This is a genomic window from Changpingibacter yushuensis (assembly GCF_014041995.1).
GTDB lineage: Bacteria > Actinomycetota > Actinomycetes > Actinomycetales > Actinomycetaceae > Changpingibacter > Changpingibacter yushuensis.
This window is the reverse complement of record NZ_CP059492.1, coordinates 1957102-1973740: the sequence shown is the minus strand read 5'-3', so window position 1 is coordinate 1973740 and position 16639 is coordinate 1957102. Positions and strand designations below refer to the sequence as shown.

Annotated in this window: 17 protein-coding genes, 1 tRNA gene and 1 pseudogene; 10 read left to right on the top strand and 9 right to left on the bottom strand. The window is 56.2% G+C overall.

All coding sequences use genetic code 11. The features are described from left to right. The first annotated feature begins 523 nt into the window (after positions 1-523). On the top strand, positions 524-1960 hold the full coding sequence (locus H2O17_RS11525; protein WP_220456742.1) for a collagen-binding domain-containing protein: 1437 nt from the start codon (positions 524-526) through the stop codon (positions 1958-1960). 157 nt (positions 1961-2117) lie between these two features. Here the strand turns inward: H2O17_RS11525 and H2O17_RS08640 are convergent, their stop codons facing one another. From H2O17_RS08640 to H2O17_RS08625, 4 genes are all read right to left on the bottom strand, one after another. After that, positions 2118-2906, bottom strand: a complete 789-nt coding sequence (locus H2O17_RS08640; protein WP_182049318.1) for an amino acid ABC transporter ATP-binding protein — start codon at positions 2904-2906, stop codon at positions 2118-2120. 1 nt (position 2907) lies between these two features. Next, the gene (locus H2O17_RS08635; protein WP_182049317.1) at positions 2908-3585 is read right to left on the bottom strand and encodes an amino acid ABC transporter permease; all 678 of its coding nucleotides are present in this window, start codon (positions 3583-3585) and stop codon (positions 2908-2910) included. Then, positions 3566-4225: an amino acid ABC transporter permease gene (locus tag H2O17_RS08630; RefSeq protein WP_182049316.1), complete on the bottom strand. Its 660-nt coding sequence runs from the start codon at positions 4223-4225 to the stop codon at positions 3566-3568. Before H2O17_RS08630 ends, H2O17_RS08635 begins: the two co-directional genes overlap by 20 nt. Positions 4226-4300: 75 nt before the next feature. Then, positions 4301-5170: a transporter substrate-binding domain-containing protein gene (locus H2O17_RS08625; protein WP_182049315.1), complete on the bottom strand. Its 870-nt coding sequence runs from the start codon at positions 5168-5170 to the stop codon at positions 4301-4303. A gap of 70 nt (positions 5171-5240) precedes the next feature. Between H2O17_RS08625 and H2O17_RS08620 the strand changes: the two genes are divergently transcribed. The 5 genes from H2O17_RS08620 to H2O17_RS08600 all read left to right on the top strand — a co-directional run bounded on the left by H2O17_RS08620 (position 5241) and on the right by H2O17_RS08600 (position 9464). Continuing rightward, complete coding sequence (locus H2O17_RS08620) at positions 5241-5588, top strand: metallopeptidase family protein (protein WP_182049314.1); 348 nt, start codon at positions 5241-5243, stop codon at positions 5586-5588. Between the two features lie 203 nt (positions 5589-5791). After that, positions 5792-6352 carry a biotin transporter BioY gene (locus H2O17_RS08615; protein ID WP_182049313.1) on the top strand — a complete coding sequence of 187 codons (561 nt, stop codon included), beginning with the start codon at positions 5792-5794 and terminating at the stop codon, positions 6350-6352. 80 nt (positions 6353-6432) lie between these two features. Continuing rightward, positions 6433-7176 (top strand): energy-coupling factor ABC transporter ATP-binding protein, encoded by a 744-nt coding sequence (locus H2O17_RS08610; protein WP_220456741.1) that lies wholly within the window; start codon positions 6433-6435, stop codon positions 7174-7176. Continuing rightward, positions 7176-7784 carry a CbiQ family ECF transporter T component gene (locus H2O17_RS08605; RefSeq protein ID WP_246311363.1) on the top strand — a complete coding sequence of 203 codons (609 nt, stop codon included), beginning with the start codon at positions 7176-7178 and terminating at the stop codon, positions 7782-7784. Before H2O17_RS08610 ends, H2O17_RS08605 begins: the two co-directional genes overlap by 1 nt. Positions 7785-8045: 261 nt before the next feature. Next, positions 8046-9464, top strand: a complete 1419-nt coding sequence (locus H2O17_RS08600) for an MFS transporter (protein ID WP_182049310.1) — start codon at positions 8046-8048, stop codon at positions 9462-9464. Positions 9465-9636: 172 nt separating this feature from the next. Here H2O17_RS08600 and orn read toward each other — a convergent pair whose 3' ends face one another. After that, positions 9637-10269, bottom strand: coding sequence for an oligoribonuclease (gene orn / locus H2O17_RS08595; protein WP_182051007.1), 633 nt, complete (start codon positions 10267-10269; stop codon positions 9637-9639). A 254-nt stretch (positions 10270-10523) separates the two neighbouring features. On the opposite strand from orn, the gene H2O17_RS08590 reads away from it, so the two are divergent. Further along, the gene (locus tag H2O17_RS08590) at positions 10524-10976 is read left to right on the top strand and encodes a Dps family protein (RefSeq protein ID WP_182049309.1); all 453 of its coding nucleotides are present in this window, start codon (positions 10524-10526) and stop codon (positions 10974-10976) included. Positions 10977-11138: 162 nt separating this feature from the next. On the opposite strand, the gene H2O17_RS08585 is transcribed toward H2O17_RS08590, so the two are convergent. Then, complete coding sequence (locus tag H2O17_RS08585) at positions 11139-11417, bottom strand: acylphosphatase (RefSeq protein ID WP_182049308.1); 279 nt, start codon at positions 11415-11417, stop codon at positions 11139-11141. Positions 11418-11531: 114 nt separating this feature from the next. Here H2O17_RS08585 and H2O17_RS08580 point away from each other — a divergent pair, with 114 nt between their 5' ends. Then, positions 11532-12206: a hypothetical protein gene (locus H2O17_RS08580; RefSeq protein ID WP_182049307.1), complete on the top strand. Its 675-nt coding sequence runs from the start codon at positions 11532-11534 to the stop codon at positions 12204-12206. A 141-nt stretch (positions 12207-12347) separates the two neighbouring features. Here H2O17_RS08580 and H2O17_RS08575 read toward each other — a convergent pair. Next, positions 12348-13739 (bottom strand): annotated as a pseudogene (locus tag H2O17_RS08575) (NAD-dependent succinate-semialdehyde dehydrogenase). 171 nt (positions 13740-13910) lie between these two features. Next, on the bottom strand, positions 13911-14198 hold the full coding sequence (locus H2O17_RS08570) for a hypothetical protein (RefSeq protein WP_182049306.1): 288 nt from the start codon (positions 14196-14198) through the stop codon (positions 13911-13913). On the opposite strand from H2O17_RS08570, the gene H2O17_RS08565 reads away from it, so the two are divergent. Next, positions 14191-14586 (top strand): hypothetical protein, encoded by a 396-nt coding sequence (locus H2O17_RS08565; RefSeq protein WP_182049305.1) that lies wholly within the window; start codon positions 14191-14193, stop codon positions 14584-14586. The two genes, H2O17_RS08570 and H2O17_RS08565, sit on opposite strands and share 8 nt — an antisense overlap. Before the next feature lie 113 nt (positions 14587-14699). Here H2O17_RS08565 and H2O17_RS08560 read toward each other — a convergent pair. Further along, positions 14700-14775: transfer RNA gene (locus tag H2O17_RS08560), tRNA-Arg, on the bottom strand. A gap of 306 nt (positions 14776-15081) precedes the next feature. On the opposite strand from H2O17_RS08560, the gene H2O17_RS08555 reads away from it, so the two are divergent. Further along, positions 15082-16635, top strand: a complete 1554-nt coding sequence (locus H2O17_RS08555; protein ID WP_182049304.1) for a GTPase — start codon at positions 15082-15084, stop codon at positions 16633-16635. The last annotated feature ends 4 nt before the right edge of the window (positions 16636-16639 follow it).

Here is a 16639-nt window from a genome sequence, read left to right as displayed (position 1 = left end):
TTCGGAATAGGGGATTGGATGGCTTGCAGATGATGAGGCAAGGGCTCCATGCGATGAATCCTCCTCTGCCAGTTCCATGCACAGGCTCTCAATGGGACTAACGTGCCGGGTGAAGGCAATTGCTTGCCATGTCGCTTTCACGTCCGTGCTAATGCACTACCTTATCAACAGTAGTGGGCGTCAGCAGCGGTAATGTGTGGTGTGGTTCATACTGAGGATAATATATACGGGTGATCTTCAGCAGAGTCCTCATTTCGTAGTTAGATTTCGAAGTAAAGTTCCCGTGACAGCCTATCGATCTATGCACAGGGTAATCTCTGAAGACTGTGTGAGAGCGGTTTCATACTTGAGGTAGTCCGCAATCACCTTGCGGCAACAATCTCTGGAAACCCGGGGAAGTGCTCTGGAAACCCGGGGAAGTGAGAGTGTGATGGTACACATTTCGACAACGAGGCCGGCGGGGCGCAGGCCCGCGATCATCGCTTTTGCGACGGCGGTGGCCCTGGGGTGTGGTGGCGCCTTCATGGGTTCACTGGCCATGGCGGACAGCGATACGACAATAACCAAGATCAATCCATTCGAAATCAATGGCGGTTTCACTATCCTCTCACGTGGGGACGCGAGCCTAAGCAACGGTGAGCTTGAGGGTTCTGTGGCGGCGTTCGGTTCGATTTCCACTGAGAAGGGCTCTCCATTCCAGCTCAAGCAGGAAACGGCGGGGCAAGGTGATTTCACCGTCCCGCTCATTGATGGCACCCCCGTTCGCATCTTGGCCTCAAGTCTTGGTACGGGATCGTTTGAGGTCTCAAATGAGGGAGCCGATTCCGACACTCCTGAAGGCAAAGCGGTGGTGAAGCTTGTCAATACTGACGGCCTTTCGATTGAGGATCGCGGGTTTGCTCGCCTTCAGCGAGTTGCTGATCAGAACTACATCGACCTTAAGGCTGCCCCAGTCACTTCTGAGGTGAGCAATTACAAAACGGAACAAACCACTGTTGAAGGCTATTTCACTGGGCTTGAATCAACCATCGCCTCCACAAATACGTGCATGTCTGCGATGTACGCTGAAGATTCAGCTACTGCCAATAAGGTGACAGTGGAGCCGAGCGGCAACATGGTCACGCTCTCCGGCTTTGATGCAGACAAGCCAAATTACGTGAACTACTCGGACCTCGTCGATGAGAATGGGAATCCGTTGGTAGTGAAGCTGGCCGAAAGTTACGTTCCAAGTGCAGCCGCGCCATTCGTCGTTCGAGTGGAGGCGGGAACCACCACGCTAGGCAAGATCGGCGTGGAGGGATGGAGCTCCGACAAGAATGCTCAACAGGGTTACTCCTCCTACATCCTTGTTGATGCCTCAGCTGTTTCTGGATCTCTCAAGATCGCTGGTTTGGAGATGGGCGCTGTTTGGGCTCCGAACGCGGACCTGAGTTATGGATCTGACACGACTACGAATGGGCAGTACCTCTCCAAGTCGTTCACCAGCTCCGGTGGCGGAGAGATCCATCAGCACACGTTCAAGGCATCGTTGCTGTGCGCCACGAGTTCCCCGACGGAAGAACCGTCGACAGCTGCGCCAAGCACGGATGCACCAAGCACGGATGCACCAAGCACGGATGCTCCGACGACGGACGCTCCGACGACGGACGCTCCGACGACGGACGCTCCGACGACGGACGCACCAACGACGGATGCACCGACCACGGATGCACCAACAACGGACGCACCAACGACCGATGCACCAACGACCGATGCACCAACGACCGATGCACCAACAACGGACGCACCAACCAGTGACGATCCGACCACTGGCACGCCAGTGACAACGTCACCAACCACAGACAAACCAAAGGACAAGCTACCCAACACGGGTGCAAACGTCGGCAACATGGCGATAGCTGGAGTGATCCTGCTTCTCGGTGGCACCGCACTTTTCGTACGGAGCCGTAAGGAATCCTGAATAGACATGTGAGCCGAGCTACGAGAGGAAAGTGAGCTTCTTCGAGTAGCGATGAGGGCCTAGTTCCGAGCGCAAACGGAACTAGGCCCTCAAATGTCTTGGGCTGGTTGGTGAGCCCGCTCCTGCCGAGAGGAGAAGGTGTGTGAACCTGACGCCGCTAGATGACGAAGTTTGAACCGTCATCCTTCGGGCGTTCGAATGTGAAGGTGTTCAGGAACTGCTGAGCTCGCTCAGTCTGTGGGCAGTCAAAGAACTGTTCGGCGGGCGCTTCCTCAACTATGGAACCGGCGTCCAAGAATATGACTCGGTCAGCAATCGCCCGTGCGAATTGCATCTCATGAGTGACGATGAGCATTGTCATGCCGTCGGCTGCCAAACCAGCAACCACATCCAGCACTTCACGCACCATTTCTGGGTCTAATGAGGCCGTAACCTCATCGAGGAGGAGGACCTCTGGTCGCATCATGAGGGCGCGCACGATCGCCACACGCTGCTTCTGACCACCGGAAAGCTGACGCGGGAACGAATCGGCACGGTCTGCCAACCCAACTCGGTCGAGCAGACCGAGTGCCCGTTCCCTTGCTTCTGTCTTGTTCTCTTTGCGTACCTTGAGTGGGGCAAGCAGAAGGTTGTCAATGACAGTTAGGTGGGGGAACAGCTCGTAGCTTTGAAATACCATTCCTACGCGTTCGCGGATTTTGTTCCACTCGGTCTTCGGGCCGGTTATGACTTCGCCATCCAGCGCAATCGAACCGCCCTGGATGTCCTCTAAGCCATTAATGCAGCGCAGGAGGGTGGACTTTCCACAGCCTGACGGTCCGATTACGGCTATCACCTCGCTCTTCTCCACAGTGAGGTTCATGCGATCCAGAACCAAGCGTTCGCCGTCGTAGATCTTGACGATCCCATTGAGTTCAAGGACCGGCTTTTCGAATGAATCTGCCATATCAATTAGCCCATTTCTTTTCGAGTCGGCGTGCTCCCAGTGAAAGAGGGAAGCAGATGAGGAAGTATGCAAGGAAAATGACGCCGTAGATCCACAATGCGGCATCGGGGTAATCGAAACGATTTGCGTCGATGATCTGCTGGCCAACTTTGAGCGCTTCGATCACACCGATCAGTGCAATCAGAGTGGTCGTCTTAATCATGCGCGTGGCCAAGTTGATCGAAAACGGCAAGAGATGCCGAACCGCTTGGGGCAGGATCACTGATCGATACGTTTGGGCGTGGTTCATACCTAGTGCTTCCGCGCTTTCGTACTGGTGGCGCGGAATGGATATGAGTGCACCGCGAACGAGGTCGCCCATCTCTGCCGCTCCCCACAGGGTGAAAACCACCACGGCGGAAGCAGCGCCAGACAAGTTGATGCTCGCAACGCGAGCGAGGCCAAAGTAGACCAGAAAGAGCAGGACGAGCTGCGGCATGATTCGGATGAAGTCGAGGTATATCCGCATCAATACGCGCACTACCCGATTCTTCGAAAGCATTGCAATGCCAACGAATACGCCAATGATGGAGCCGAGTATGAGCGATAGCCCAGCGATCCACACTGTGGTCCAGAGGCCACCAAGCAACCGGAGGAAGTTGGAGCCTTCGAAGAGCACACTAATCCCCAAATCGGCCATGGCGCACCTTCCTCTCCAGATAGGCAGCTGCGAGTGAGATCGGCAGCAGAATGACCAGATAGAACGCCACGAGCATCCACAGCGCGGTCCACGTGTTGTAATCCATCCCGATGAGATCCTTCGTGACGTATACGAGGTCGGGTAGCGCCACGACCGAAACTACCGACGTCTCCTTGATGAGGAAGATGACGTTCGCCGTTAGGCCTGGCATCGCCACTGCGAATGCCTGAGGAAACACCACGTAGCGGATGGCAGTGCGAGTCTTCATGCCGAGGCTGAGTGCGGATTCCATTTGAATAGACTCGATGGATTCGAGTCCGCTGCGAAATGCCTCCGCCATGTACGAGCCGCCGAGGAAAGTAAGTCCAATTACGGCGCAGGCTTCTGCGGACCACACGATGCCAAGTTTGGGCAGGCCAAAATAGATGAAAAAGAGCTGAACGAGCAACGGAGTGTTGCGGGACAGCTCAACATAGACGTCAACAATCTGCCGCGCTACAGGTATGCGCAGGTACTGGATAAGGCTGGCAACGAGTCCGACGGCAAGTGAGTACACAATGCCGAAGAAAGCGATTCGAAGGGTCAGCCCGGCAGCCTCCACATAGAGGGGGAAGTATTCAGCGATGACTGTTACGTCCACGATGATCCTTGAGAGTTTGTGGTGCAGGCGCACGGAAGCGGCGCGTTGCTTGTGCAACGCGCCGCCCGTGGGGAATTAGTTGTTGGAAATGAGAAGGTCCTCGGGGTCGACGTCGTCGCCATACACCGGAAGAAGGGTGTCCTGGTAATCCTGAAGGAAGAAACCTTCATCATTGAGCGTAACCAGCTCATCGTTCAACCAAGCCAAGAGGGACGAGTTGCCCTTCTGAACTGCAGCAGCGATCGTGTCCGGTGTTCCTAGCTTGGTGATGCCAGTGGCGAAACCGTCGTGGGATCCAGTCCACGCAAGGGCCTCGGTGTTGTCAGTGACCCATGCATCACCACGGCCGTCGATGAGGGCGTTGGTGGCTTCGGTGTACTGTTCGTACTTCGTGACGTTGGCGTCCGGGTAGTTCTCATCTACGTATGTTTCTGCAGTGGTTCCCTTGACCACGATGATGTTGGCATCGGCCAGCTGGGACTCGTCTGTAATCTCCGAGCCGACTGGTGAAGCAACTCCGAGGGAAACCTGTAGGTAAGGATCAGCGAAATCAACTTGCTCGGCACGTTCGTCGGTCACGGTGAAGTTCGCAAGAATTACGTCAACCTTGTCTGACTGAAGGTATTCCACGCGAGCGGAAGCATCAACTGGCACCCATTCGATCTCAACACCGAGGTCCTTGGCGATGCGCTCGCCGTACTCGATATCGTATCCAACGTAGTTTCCATCTGAGTCGACGGAACCAAATGGCGCCTTATCGGTGAAGACTCCAAGCCGAACTGTGCCGGCGGACTGAATCTCTTCGACTGTGCGGCCAGCTGCATCATCGGAACTTGATGCTGAGTCCGCGCTGGAGTCGCTGGAGCAACCAGAGAGTGCCAGAGCAGATGCAATGAGTGTGGCACCGATGGCCGCGAAGCGGTTTGTACGGGATGAGCGAGACATGTGGATCCTCCTTTTGAGATAGGTTGTAGGGTAAATGTTGCGATGTGCTGGACGTTGTTAGGATTCCACCATGGTGGAAATCTCGGAAGAAAACTTTGAGGAGTTGGTTTCTGAGGCCCTCGACGCCCTGCCTGAAGACATGGTGGGTGGACTTGACAACGTGGTGTTCATGCTGGAAGACCGCAACGAGGATGGGCAGGAGCTGCTGGGACTCTACGAGGGTTTCGCGGTGACCGATCGTGGGGAGTATGGATATGGCGAAATGCCTGATCGGATCATCATCTATCGTGAGGCGCACGCAAAGATCTGTGCGACTTTGAGTGAACTGCGTGAAGAGGTTCATGTCACCTTGGTTCACGAGATCGCTCATTATTACGGGATCGACGACGATCGCCTTCACGATCTTGGCTGGGGCTGAAGCCCTTTCGGGTGTGGCACTGTGGCCTGCTCGATCCTTTGTTGATCGACACAAGTAGGTCACTCGGTGCTGCATACTTACCCTACGGTAGGGTAAGTTATGGGCTGGGAAGGCAACATCCCTAAGAGACTGCGGATTAGTGCACAGCTTCGGCAATCGCAAGGGCCTTCCCAGCAAGCGCCTAGATCCGCCAAGGAGAACTGATGAGACGAAGCACAGATGTAGCCCTTATCGCCGTCTTTGCAGCCATGATCGCCGCGTGCGCGGTGATCCCGGGCTTCACAATTGGCCCAGTTCCCTTCGTGGTCACGATCGTGATTGTGTTGCTTGCCCCATTGGTGCTCGGGGCATGGCAGGGAATGCTTGCCAACGCGCTCTACGTCCTAGCAGGGCTTTTTGGGCTACCCGTTTTTGCGGGAGGTGCAAGTGGCCCAGCTGTGCTGCTCGGACCAACGGGGGGATACCTCGTGGGATATATTCTTGGCTCATTTGTGGTTGGTGTTCTCGCGGCGCAGGTGCTGCGCCGCGAGGTTTCCGGCCCGCGCGCAGCGATAGGACTTATGGCGGCAGCGGTGGCAGGCGTGGTGGTCATTCATGCCGCGGGTGTGGCGGGGCTGGTGATCAATGCAGGCATGAGCCCCAGCGCAGCCGCGTTGACAACCATCGGGTTCTTTCCGCTTGATGTCCTCAAAGCTGGCATCGCCGGGTTTGTGGCAGTCACGGTGCTGCATGCCTTCCCGCGCCTCATTCCTGCCGCCGCATGATTTCCTTTCGCGGCGTCCGTCTCGATGTGCTAGATGTTGCATCCGGGAAGCGTGGGACCACCAAACGCATCCTCGGGCCTGTGAACCTAGATCTTGGGGAACGCCGAATCGCACTCATCGGCGCGAACGGATCGGGAAAGTCCACCCTCCTCAAGTTGATCAACGGACTCCTTGCGCCCACTGAAGGCGAGGTCAGCGTAGACGGACGTGACGTATCGCGCCACAGCAAAGAGATCCGTAGGGAACTCGGATATGTCTTCACTGATCCTCTTGCGCAACTGGTGATGACCACACCGCTGGATGACCTCGAGTTGAGCCTGCGGGCCATCATTCGCAACAAGGCTGAACGGCGTGATCGTGCGCTTGCGATTCTCGAGGATCGCGGCCTGGACCACCTCGCTCACCAAAGCATCTATGACCTATCCGGGGGAGAGAGGCAGTTGGTTTCGCTCTCCACCGTCCTTGCTGCTGGCCCACGCGTCCTCCTCGCAGACGAACCCACCACTCTCCTTGACCTGCGCAACCGCTATCTGCTTCACGAGGCGCTCCTAGGAATCGAGCAGCAGCTCATTGTTGCCACCCACGATGTGGATCTAGCGGCACAGATGGACAGAGTGATCGTGATCGACGACGGCGTAGTGATATCAGATGGTCCACCCGCCCAGATGATTCCCGCGTACGAACGCTGCATGCTGCCGGGCAGAAGGTGGGCCAGAACAGGCCGTGCATCGAAGGGTGTGATCGAAGAGCTGGCGAGTCTGCCAGAGCCCGGGCCCACACGGCATTCGACCAGAGGGCTACACCCCGACGAGGGGAGTGTGTGATGGGCTCGAACTTCTTCGGGCACTATCTGGCGGCACCAAGCCCGGCCCATCGTCTGCCAGTGGGGGTCAAGTACACGCTTCTCTTCGGAGTTGGGGTGGTGCCATTTCTTGTGGGTAATCCTGTGGTAAGTGTGGCCGCTGCGCTGTGCGGTGCCGCCTTGCTCGTGTTGTGTGCGCGCGCGCCGTTGAGTTGCCTCCGAATCGGAGTGCCGTTCTTCCTCATGATGGGCGCACTCTGCGCGTATCACGCTTGGCGGGGTGACCCGTGGCATGGCATTACATACGCGTGTGGCCTTATGGCATCTATCTACCTCGCCCGGTTCGTTACCGTGACTACGCCCGCCAGCGCCGTGATGGATGCCATTGCGTGGGCCGCGCGCCCGTTGCGCATTGTGGGCGTAAAGCCGCAGGTCGTGGCACTTTCCTTGGCACTTATGTGGCGCAGTATTCCCGTCATGATCTCCATTCTGGGTGGAGTTGGAGATGCTGCACGCGCTCGCGGTTTGGGAGTGGCGAGGATTCGCCTCATCGTTCCCGCAATCGTCTCGGCAGTCGGCTTCGGCATCGCTACCGGCGAGGCGGTCAAAGCGAGGGGTCTCCAAGACTAGTTCCGTCGCGATCTGGTGGCCCGACGTCGTCGTCGGCAGATGTGCGATGAACTGAGGGTTGTTGGTCCCACACGTGTGGATCTGAGGAAACGCTGTGAGCGTGATCCTCATTACCTCACGATTGTGTGACAGGAAACATTGGTGCAATACATGCCTCTGACCTGCGAAAACGCTAGATATGATCCGTCTCATCTATCGACATACATCCACAGTGTGGGACGCTGATCCCAGATAATGGTCAGCGGAAAAGGAGAACGCATCATGTCAGCAAGCACGGCGCCTGCCAAAGCGCCACTCAATTCACCTGGCCGGGTCATTGCCGCCAGCCTGGTGGGAACTACTATCGAGTTCTACGACTTCTACGTGTACGCGACCGCCGCAGCGCTCGTGTTCCCGAAGTTGTTCTTCCCCTCAGAAGACGCCACCACGGCACTCATCTCCTCGTTCGCTGTTTTCGGCGCCGCGATGGTAGCTCGTCCTGTTGGTGCCATCTTCTTTGGTCACCTGGGAGACAAGCGCGGCCGCAAAACTACTTTGGTCATCAGCCTGCTCACAATGGGCGTAGCTACTTTCCTAATCGGCTTGCTGCCCACCTATTTCCAAGCAGGCATCTTGGCCCCGATTCTGTTGCTTGCTCTACGCCTGTGCCAAGGTTTCGCACTTGGCGGCGAATGGTCGGGAGCCGCACTTGTGGCAACGGAGAACGCACCTGAAGGTAAGCGGGCCCTCTACGGCACCTTCCCGCAGCTCGGCGCGCCGATTGGCTTCATCATCGCCAACGGGCTATTCCTGCTCATCAACTTCGCGCTGCCACACCCAGACGGGCCGACCATGCAGTCTGAAGCGTTCCTCAGTTGGGGCTGGCGCATACCCTTCTTGTTCTCATCCGTCATGGTCATCATTGGCCTGTGGGTGCGCCTGAAGCTTGTGGAATCTGAAGCGTTCACGCGTGCGGAGAAGAAGGGCGCTATCTCGAAGCTCCCGCTCTCCAATACCCTTCGGTTTCATTGGCGTGCGCTCATCCTGGGCACCTTCATCATGTTGGCCACATATGTGCTGTTCTACCTGACCACCACTTTTGCGCTGACCTACGGCACAACAGCTTCTGATGCAACGCCTGGTGGGCTCGGCATTAATTACACCGATCTCGTACTCATGCAGATCATCGGCGTGGTTTTCTTCGGGGTGTTCACGCTGATCTCTGGTCCGGTGGCGGACATGATCGGGCGCCGCAAGCTGCTTATCGGCGTGACAGTTGCCATCATCGTGTTTGGCCTGAGCTTCCCGATATGGCTGACCATGCGTGAATCCCAGCTCTTCACGGGTGGCATGACTCAAGCGTTCCTTGTGATTGGCTTTACCCTCATGGGCATCACGTTTGGGCCGATGGGAGCAATTCTGCCGGAGCTCTTCCCAACCAATGTGCGCTACACGGGTTCGGCCATCGCCTACAACGTCTCCTCAATCCTTGGCGCGGCCCTAGCGCCGATCATTGCGGTAGCGCTGTGGAGCAAGGCAGGTGGAAGCACATGGATGGTTGGCGTGTATCTCGCTTTCGCAGCTCTGCTGACGCTTATCTCGCTTATCTTGGTCAAGGAAACCAAGGATACGGACTACAACGCCGCATCGGTTGAGGATGAGAACCTCAATCGGTCTCGTGTGGTTGAAACGGTTGCTTGATGTGACCCTCGCACAAACGAGCGGCGGCGTTCATTGGAACGCCGCCGCTCGTTTCTTTACTGTTGTCTACCGTTCCGTGTATTCGTGATTCCTCAGTACGGGGATGGGGGCAAGGTATTCGCCGACGTCGTCGCCGAATATCCGATCGCGACCAGTGATGGTGCGGGGCCGGCTACTTGGAAGCTGCGGTGTCCTTAGCGAGTGCCACCGTGCGGCCACTGACTTTTGCGGCCACTGACTTGCACTCGCTAGTGGATGGGCCATCACCCTCTGGCATGAGGACGCCGCGGTAGTAACGGAGCTCATCGATAGAATCGTAGATGTCTCCCAGTGCGCGATGGTTGCCCGTCTTTTCAGGAGCTGCGAAATAGAGGCGGGGGTACCAACGTTTGGCGAGTTCCTTGATGGAAGAAACATCGACGATTCGATAGTGAAGGTGTTCGACTACTGACGGCATGTATTTCTCAAGGAACGTCTTATCCGTACCCACCGAGTTGCCTCCCAGCGGAGCTTTTCCGGCTTCTGGGATGTGTGAGCGAATGTAGGCCAATACGGTAGCTTCCGCCTCGGCGAGCGGCAAACCTTGATCCCATTCCTTGATGAGCCCTGAGTTCGTGTGCATCTGCCGCACAAAGTCACCCATGTGATCAACGGCGGCTTGTGATGGCTTGATCAGAAGGTCGATGCCTTCGTCTGCCGGGTTCAGCTCTGAATCAGTAATAACTACCGAGACTTCCACCAACTCATCAATGCCTAGGTCCAGGCCTGTCATTTCGCAGTCAATCCAAACAATTGGATTGGTCATCGCATGGTAACTCACAGGGTCATCCTACTAGCAGGTCACCTTCCATGTGTTTTCAAGGAGTTATGTCTGTGTGATCGGCGTCTCGGAGTTGATAGGCTCGAATGGCTAGGTGGTGATCCGAATCTCTGGTGGTCGCGTGAGAAGCGGGTCTCCAATTGAACATCGGGGTTCACCCTGTTAAAATGGACTTAGTCCAGAAATAGTTGGATTGTCATGGGCTGTGTAGGCCCGCGAATCCTGATAAGGAGAAAGCAATGGCACAACCATCCGCAGTAGTTGAAAAGGCCCTTCAGCAGTCGCTTGTAGATCTCACCGATCTCGCTCTGCAGGGAAAGCAAGCACACTGGAACATCCAAGGGGCGCGCTTCCGTTCCCTTCATCTCGCACTCGATGAAATCGTCGCTGAGGTTCGTACCGCTTCCGACGACGTCGCCGAACGCCTCGCGGCCATCGGTGGCACGCCCGATGCTCGGGCCGCCTCAATTGCATCGCAATCGGGTCTCAAGCAGTTCGATGCCGGCAAGCTATCAGTGGACACCGTCTACCCAGCTTTCGAAGAGCTTCTGATGGGCACTTCGGATCGAATTAAGGCCACTCTCGATGAGGTCGACGCCGTCGATCACCTCACGTCCGATCTCCTTACTGGTATCGCAACAGGCTTGGAGAAGCAGGCGTGGATGCTTCGGATGGCGGCGCAAGAAGGCTGATGTAGGCGGCTCATGGGGTGTCACGAACAAGTGGCGCCTCATCCGTGACTTACACGTGGCGTGGGACTTGGTGTGGGCAGTGTTTGCAGCACGTTCCGCGCCACAGCCATGTCTAGTGCCTTCCTCAGCTGATCGGGTCACCGGAAAGCCCCACCGGTTGGTTCACTTCATAGAGAAATCGCGTAGGCCGCGGAACGTCCCTTCTACAGTTTCAACCTGGGTAACGCGAGCAAAGCGCGGGCCGTTGTGTAGGCGCTTGAGCATTGTGGCTATGGCGGGCTCTGGCCCTTCTAGATGTGCTAACACATCGCCATCTGGATCGTTGCGAACCCAGCCGTGCACACCCAACTCATTGGCCACACTCCATGCCCAATACCGGAATCCCACACCTTGTACAATTCCGGAGATTCGGACTTCGACCGCTAGATTGTGTTCGTTCAAGGAACCTCCCCTCGTGGCGACTCTTGCGCGAACGTCACTTCATTGTGTCAAATGTTTACCATTTTGAGGCTAATAGCGGGCAAGTGTGCAGATAGATCGTCATAGAGTTGAACCATGTCACGTTCACGATTTATTACTGTGCCGATAGCCGCAGTCATAACGCTCTCACTTCTTGGATGCACATCGGCAGATGAACCTGCCGCTTCGCCTAGTTCTTCAACCCAAGAATCAATCGCCGCTAGCCCAAGCACTACTGAGACTTCGCCTTTGCCGGAGGCGACCACACAATCCGAATCAAACACGGTGGATCTTGGTGACGCCTACCACCGAGCCGATGGTTTGATACTCACTGTTCAACCAGGCATTCGGTTTATTCAGGGGGATGAAGGGCCGGGATCTGACGACTACGTAAGTGGATACGAAGAATACCATTCGACCTATGGGTCCGGTCAAGAAGGCGCAAAGGTGGACCTTACTTTTGTGGCTACAAACAGCAACGTGCGCAACTATAGTACTGATGGAATGTCAGATGATGAACTGATAGACCTATCGGGGTTGAATGTCTCGCTCTATCGCTCAGGTCAGGAAGGGTTTCGTCTCGAGTTCAGTTCCGATTGGAGTACGCAAACCACGGTTGGAACTGGCATGAACTATATCTGGTCATGGCTATACATGGTTCCCAGTATCGACGACGTTCCCGATTGGCATGATCTGACAGTGACCATTTCAGACAGCAATTACCCAGAGATGGGAACTGTCACATTTGCACCTAGTTCGACGCAAGGCTGAGGTAGCTGCCGTCAGCATGTGAGGGCGATTCTCCACAGCAAAATAGGTTCCCTCCCAGTCAATACTAAACTGGCAGGGAACCTTTCTTTGAGTTTGGTATGGCGGTCTCTAGTCCTATAGCCGCCGATTAATCAGAATCAATCAGAATGAACCCTCGATATCGCTGACCACAACAACCTTTTCGTTCACAAACTCCTTGAGGCCAAGATCGATGAGCTCATGACCGAAGCCAGAACGCTTGACCCCACCAAATGGAATATCGGCCTTCACGCCGGTCGGCTGATTGATGTACACCATGCCGGTATCCAGTTGGCGAGCAACCTCTTGGGCCTTGTGAATATCGGTTGAGAATACGGAACCACCAAGGCCGAAAGGTGAGGAGTTCGCGATACGAACAGCGTCGTCGGCATCTTTGGCCTTGTACAACTGGGTGACCGGTCCAAAGAACTCGGTCTCAGCCGTAACGGAGTCCAACGGGATGTCCGTCAAGAGTGTCGGGCGAATAAATGCTCCTTGCTGGGGCACGGGAGCGCCGATCTCTTCAATGGTGACGCCTTCAGCAGCAGCCTTGTCGAGCTTGACTTGGACTTCGTCTGCTGCAGACTGGGATGAAAGTGGGGCAAGAGTGGTTGCAGGATCCATTGGATCACCGGCGACGAGCTTTCCGACACCAGCCTTGTACAGATCGAGGAACTTGTCATACACACCCTCAGTCACGATCAACCGCTTGGATGAGACGCAGACCTGGCCGCCATTCCAGTGGCGTCCGAAGACTGCCCATTCAGCAGCCTTCTCAACTTCAGCATCATCGAGGACGATGAACGCATCTGCGCCACCGAGTTCGAGTGTGGACTTCTTGAGATACTTTGAAGCCAACGAGGAGATCGCAGCGCCAGCTGCCTCCGATCCGGTGAGTGCTACTCCTCGAACGCGTGGATCCGAAATGATCAGTTCGGATGCTTCATGTGATGCGAAGACGTTGGTCAGAACTCCCTTGGGTGCCCCGGCCTTGATGAGAAGTTCTTCCATCGCAATGGCGGCCTGAGGAACGTTAGATGCATGCTTGAACACCACAACATTGCCTGCCGTGAGTTGCGGGGCGGAGATGCGGATGATCTGGTAATACGGGAAGTTCCAGGGCTCCACCGCGAAAAGAACTCCGAGTGGATCGTTCACCAGCTGAACGTCAGTATCTCCGAAACCTTCTGCGCGCAGGAAACGTGGGGTGAGGAACTCTGCACCAAACTTGACATAGTAATCAAGCATCTTGGCAGAAAGCTCAACTTCGGCTTCAGCTTCTCCGATGAGCTTGCCCATTTCCAGCGTTAGAATCTCAGCATATTTCCGATGATTGTCGCGCAGAATCTGTGCCGCCTTGGCAAGAATAGTTGCGCGTTATTCGGGAGTAGTTTTCTTCCAATCTTGGAATGCGGCGTTTGCTTGTTCAATTGCCGAATCAATGTCTTGTGGAGTAGCTGTTGGGAATGTCTTGACTACTTCACCCGTGAATGGATTGGTGGTGGCGTATGCCATGGTTATCTCCTGAGAGGCGGACCCTGTGCTGTGTTTAAAACTCCAACATCCTTCGGGGTCCACCGTTGTTACGTGATCAATGAAAGGACTTCTGTCCTAGAACACTCCACGATGACTCGTAGATCACATTCATCTATCGATTCTCAGCGATGGGCACTGAGGAAAGAGCGGTCACCACACAGGGTTTGGCATGTCCTCAGTCGGTACTTTCTCCGGCAATCTAAATACGTAGTAGCAATTCCATGCTGCGATTGCCACGCATACGATTCCGGTGAGGTAGAAGACTGCAGTGTTGAAGACGTTTGGCATGGAGAGTACCCACATGTTGGCGTTCGGTAGGAAGGTGTTGATAGTTCCGCCGAGGATAATGAGCGCAAGGGCCTTGCTGGTTCCTCGCCGACTGTTGAACTGTGTTCCGCGCTCACGCCACAAGATGCCAGGTGCTGTTGCAATGAGCATGTTGGTGAACAAGAACCATTGCATTATGGATCCGGGACCCATGAAGCTGATGAAGATGTTGACTACCGCATACATGTCGGCCAGAAGCATGATGACGGCCCACGAGCTGTCGCGGGCCTTCTACAGTGACTTCGTTGTCTCTCACCGGAAGGTAATTCATATGGTCTTCTTTGACCAGAAAGCCATGCCAGACCACTTGTCTGATCAAGTAGAGGTACTCGCAGATGCAGTGGCACATGGCCTTGCCGGTTCCGACCAACCTGAAGCTGTGGCTGGTGGTACCGTCCTCGTCTATGGTGTTGCGGCACTCGTTGCGCGCAACGAGGATTTGGATGGTGAGCACCTTCGAAGCCTCGTGAACGCTGTACTGAACACAAGTGGCCGGTGATCTGCTCTTCTACCGCTTTTGAGCGCCGTGGGTAGCTGAGTGCGTAGCTAACCGTTTCCGAATCTGCAGGAGTGTTCAACTCCCACTTTCTGGCGGTGTACCAGCGAAAGGTGTGGTGCCCCCAAGGCGACTCGAACGCCTAACCTACGGATTAGAAGGCCGTTGCTCTATCCATTGAGCTATGGGGGCCGATGCGTTGTGATGATCCGTGTGGAGTCATTCAGCGCGTGAAGCCAGTTTAGGGAAATCGCGCCCACGAAGTGGCTCGTCACCGCGATCCGAGCAACGCCTAGCGGCGTGCCCGCAGCCGGGTGAAGTGATCAATCCGCGGGTCTGAACTCACCAAACCCAAGAGACAAATTTACCCGAGCACAGCCAGATCACAAACTGGAGGCTGCCCAGCGCCTTGTGATCTGCCCTTTTCGTTGTGATCCGTTGGCAACATGCGCACCGAGTTTGTGGGAATTGTGGGGCAATGTGACAGACAATGGAGGAGTGAAACCCAGAACGACATCTCGCCAGCTGGCCGATCTTGTGGAAAGAACGGTCTCAGCGCTGGAGAATGCCCGCCTTCCGCTCGAAATGCCGGGTTCACGGGAGCTGGCCGAATCCAGAGTGCAACTGCTCACTCAGCTCGAAACCCGCATTCTCCCGCACTTGCGCACAGCCGAACTCCCAGCCGTCGTGGTGCTCGGGGGATCTTCGGGCGCCGGCAAGTCCACACTCTTCAACTCCGTGCTCGGCACAGAGATCTCGCCAGCCTCGGTACTTCGCCCAACCACGCGCACTCCCATCATTGCAGTGCACCCGGATGATGCCCCCATCCTCAAGGGCCACGCCCTTCTCAAAATGGGCCAACTCGAAGTCCTCGATTCGGCGCTCAAAGGCATCGTGCTAGTTGATGCACCCGACCTGGACTCCGTGGAGGCCGCGAACCGCGAACTGTCACACCGCCTCTTGGATGCCGCAGACATGTGGGTGTTTGTCACCACAGCATCCCGATATGGAGATGCCGTCGCATGGCGCACGCTTGAGGACGCGAATACGCGGGGTATGACCACCGCCGTGGTACTCAATCGCGTTCCTGATCGCTCCCGCCTGAAGATCCGGATGGATCTTCAGGCGCGTCTGGCCAAGCTAGGGCTTGATGAAGCGCCTCTGTTACTCGTCTCGGATGCGGGCCCGCACGAAGGCTTTCTGCCGGAGGAACTCATCCGGCCCATGAGGGAATGGCTCGATTCGATGGCCAACTCCCACATTGGTAAGGCACTTATATCGCGCACCACCGAAGCGATGTTCCCAGCACTGCGCACCCAGCTTATTGAACTCGCTGAAGCAGTGGAACTGCAGGCCAATTCAGTACAGGACCTCGCAGACCGCGCCAGCATCGCAGCGGCCCAGCCCATCGTGAAACTCACGACGAACGCCAAGAATGGCCGGTACGGCCAAGGGGCGCCCACCACCTCCTGGTTGTCATTTGCCTCCACCGGCGCCACCCTGGCCAGTCTCGCAGTGGGCGAAGCTCCCGGGTTCTTTCGCCGCCACGATTTTGCTCAACGTGACGGAGCCATCACCACAGTGTTCGACGCCGTTGTGTCAGCACTTCGCGTGGGCCTCCAGCAGGGAATCTTCGCCACGGATGAAGGCATTCAGTACGCCTGGCGCGAGGATATTGTTGAGACCTCGGAATACTGTGAACGTGGGCATGCGGGCGTCGTCGTCGACGAAATCGTGGCAGAAACGATCGCTTCGTGGAAGAACGACCTGTTGGAGCTAACAGCCGGTGCCCCAACCAACCCGTGGTTTGGCAAGCACGGCCTAGCCGCACTCCTGGGAAGTGCTGCCGGAGGGGTGGCCGGAGCCGAAAAGGCCTTGAGCTCGGTCAAACTTCAGGGCGCCTTGGGGCCCGCGCGGGATCTGCTCAGTTCGCGGCTTGAAGAAGGCATTCAGCGAGTCGTGGATTCCTACCGCGCGGTTCTTGACCAGATCGAGGTGGGCAACGGGCGCCAGCTGCGCGTGCGCGCCAGCGAATATCTTGATCGAGTGTGAGACG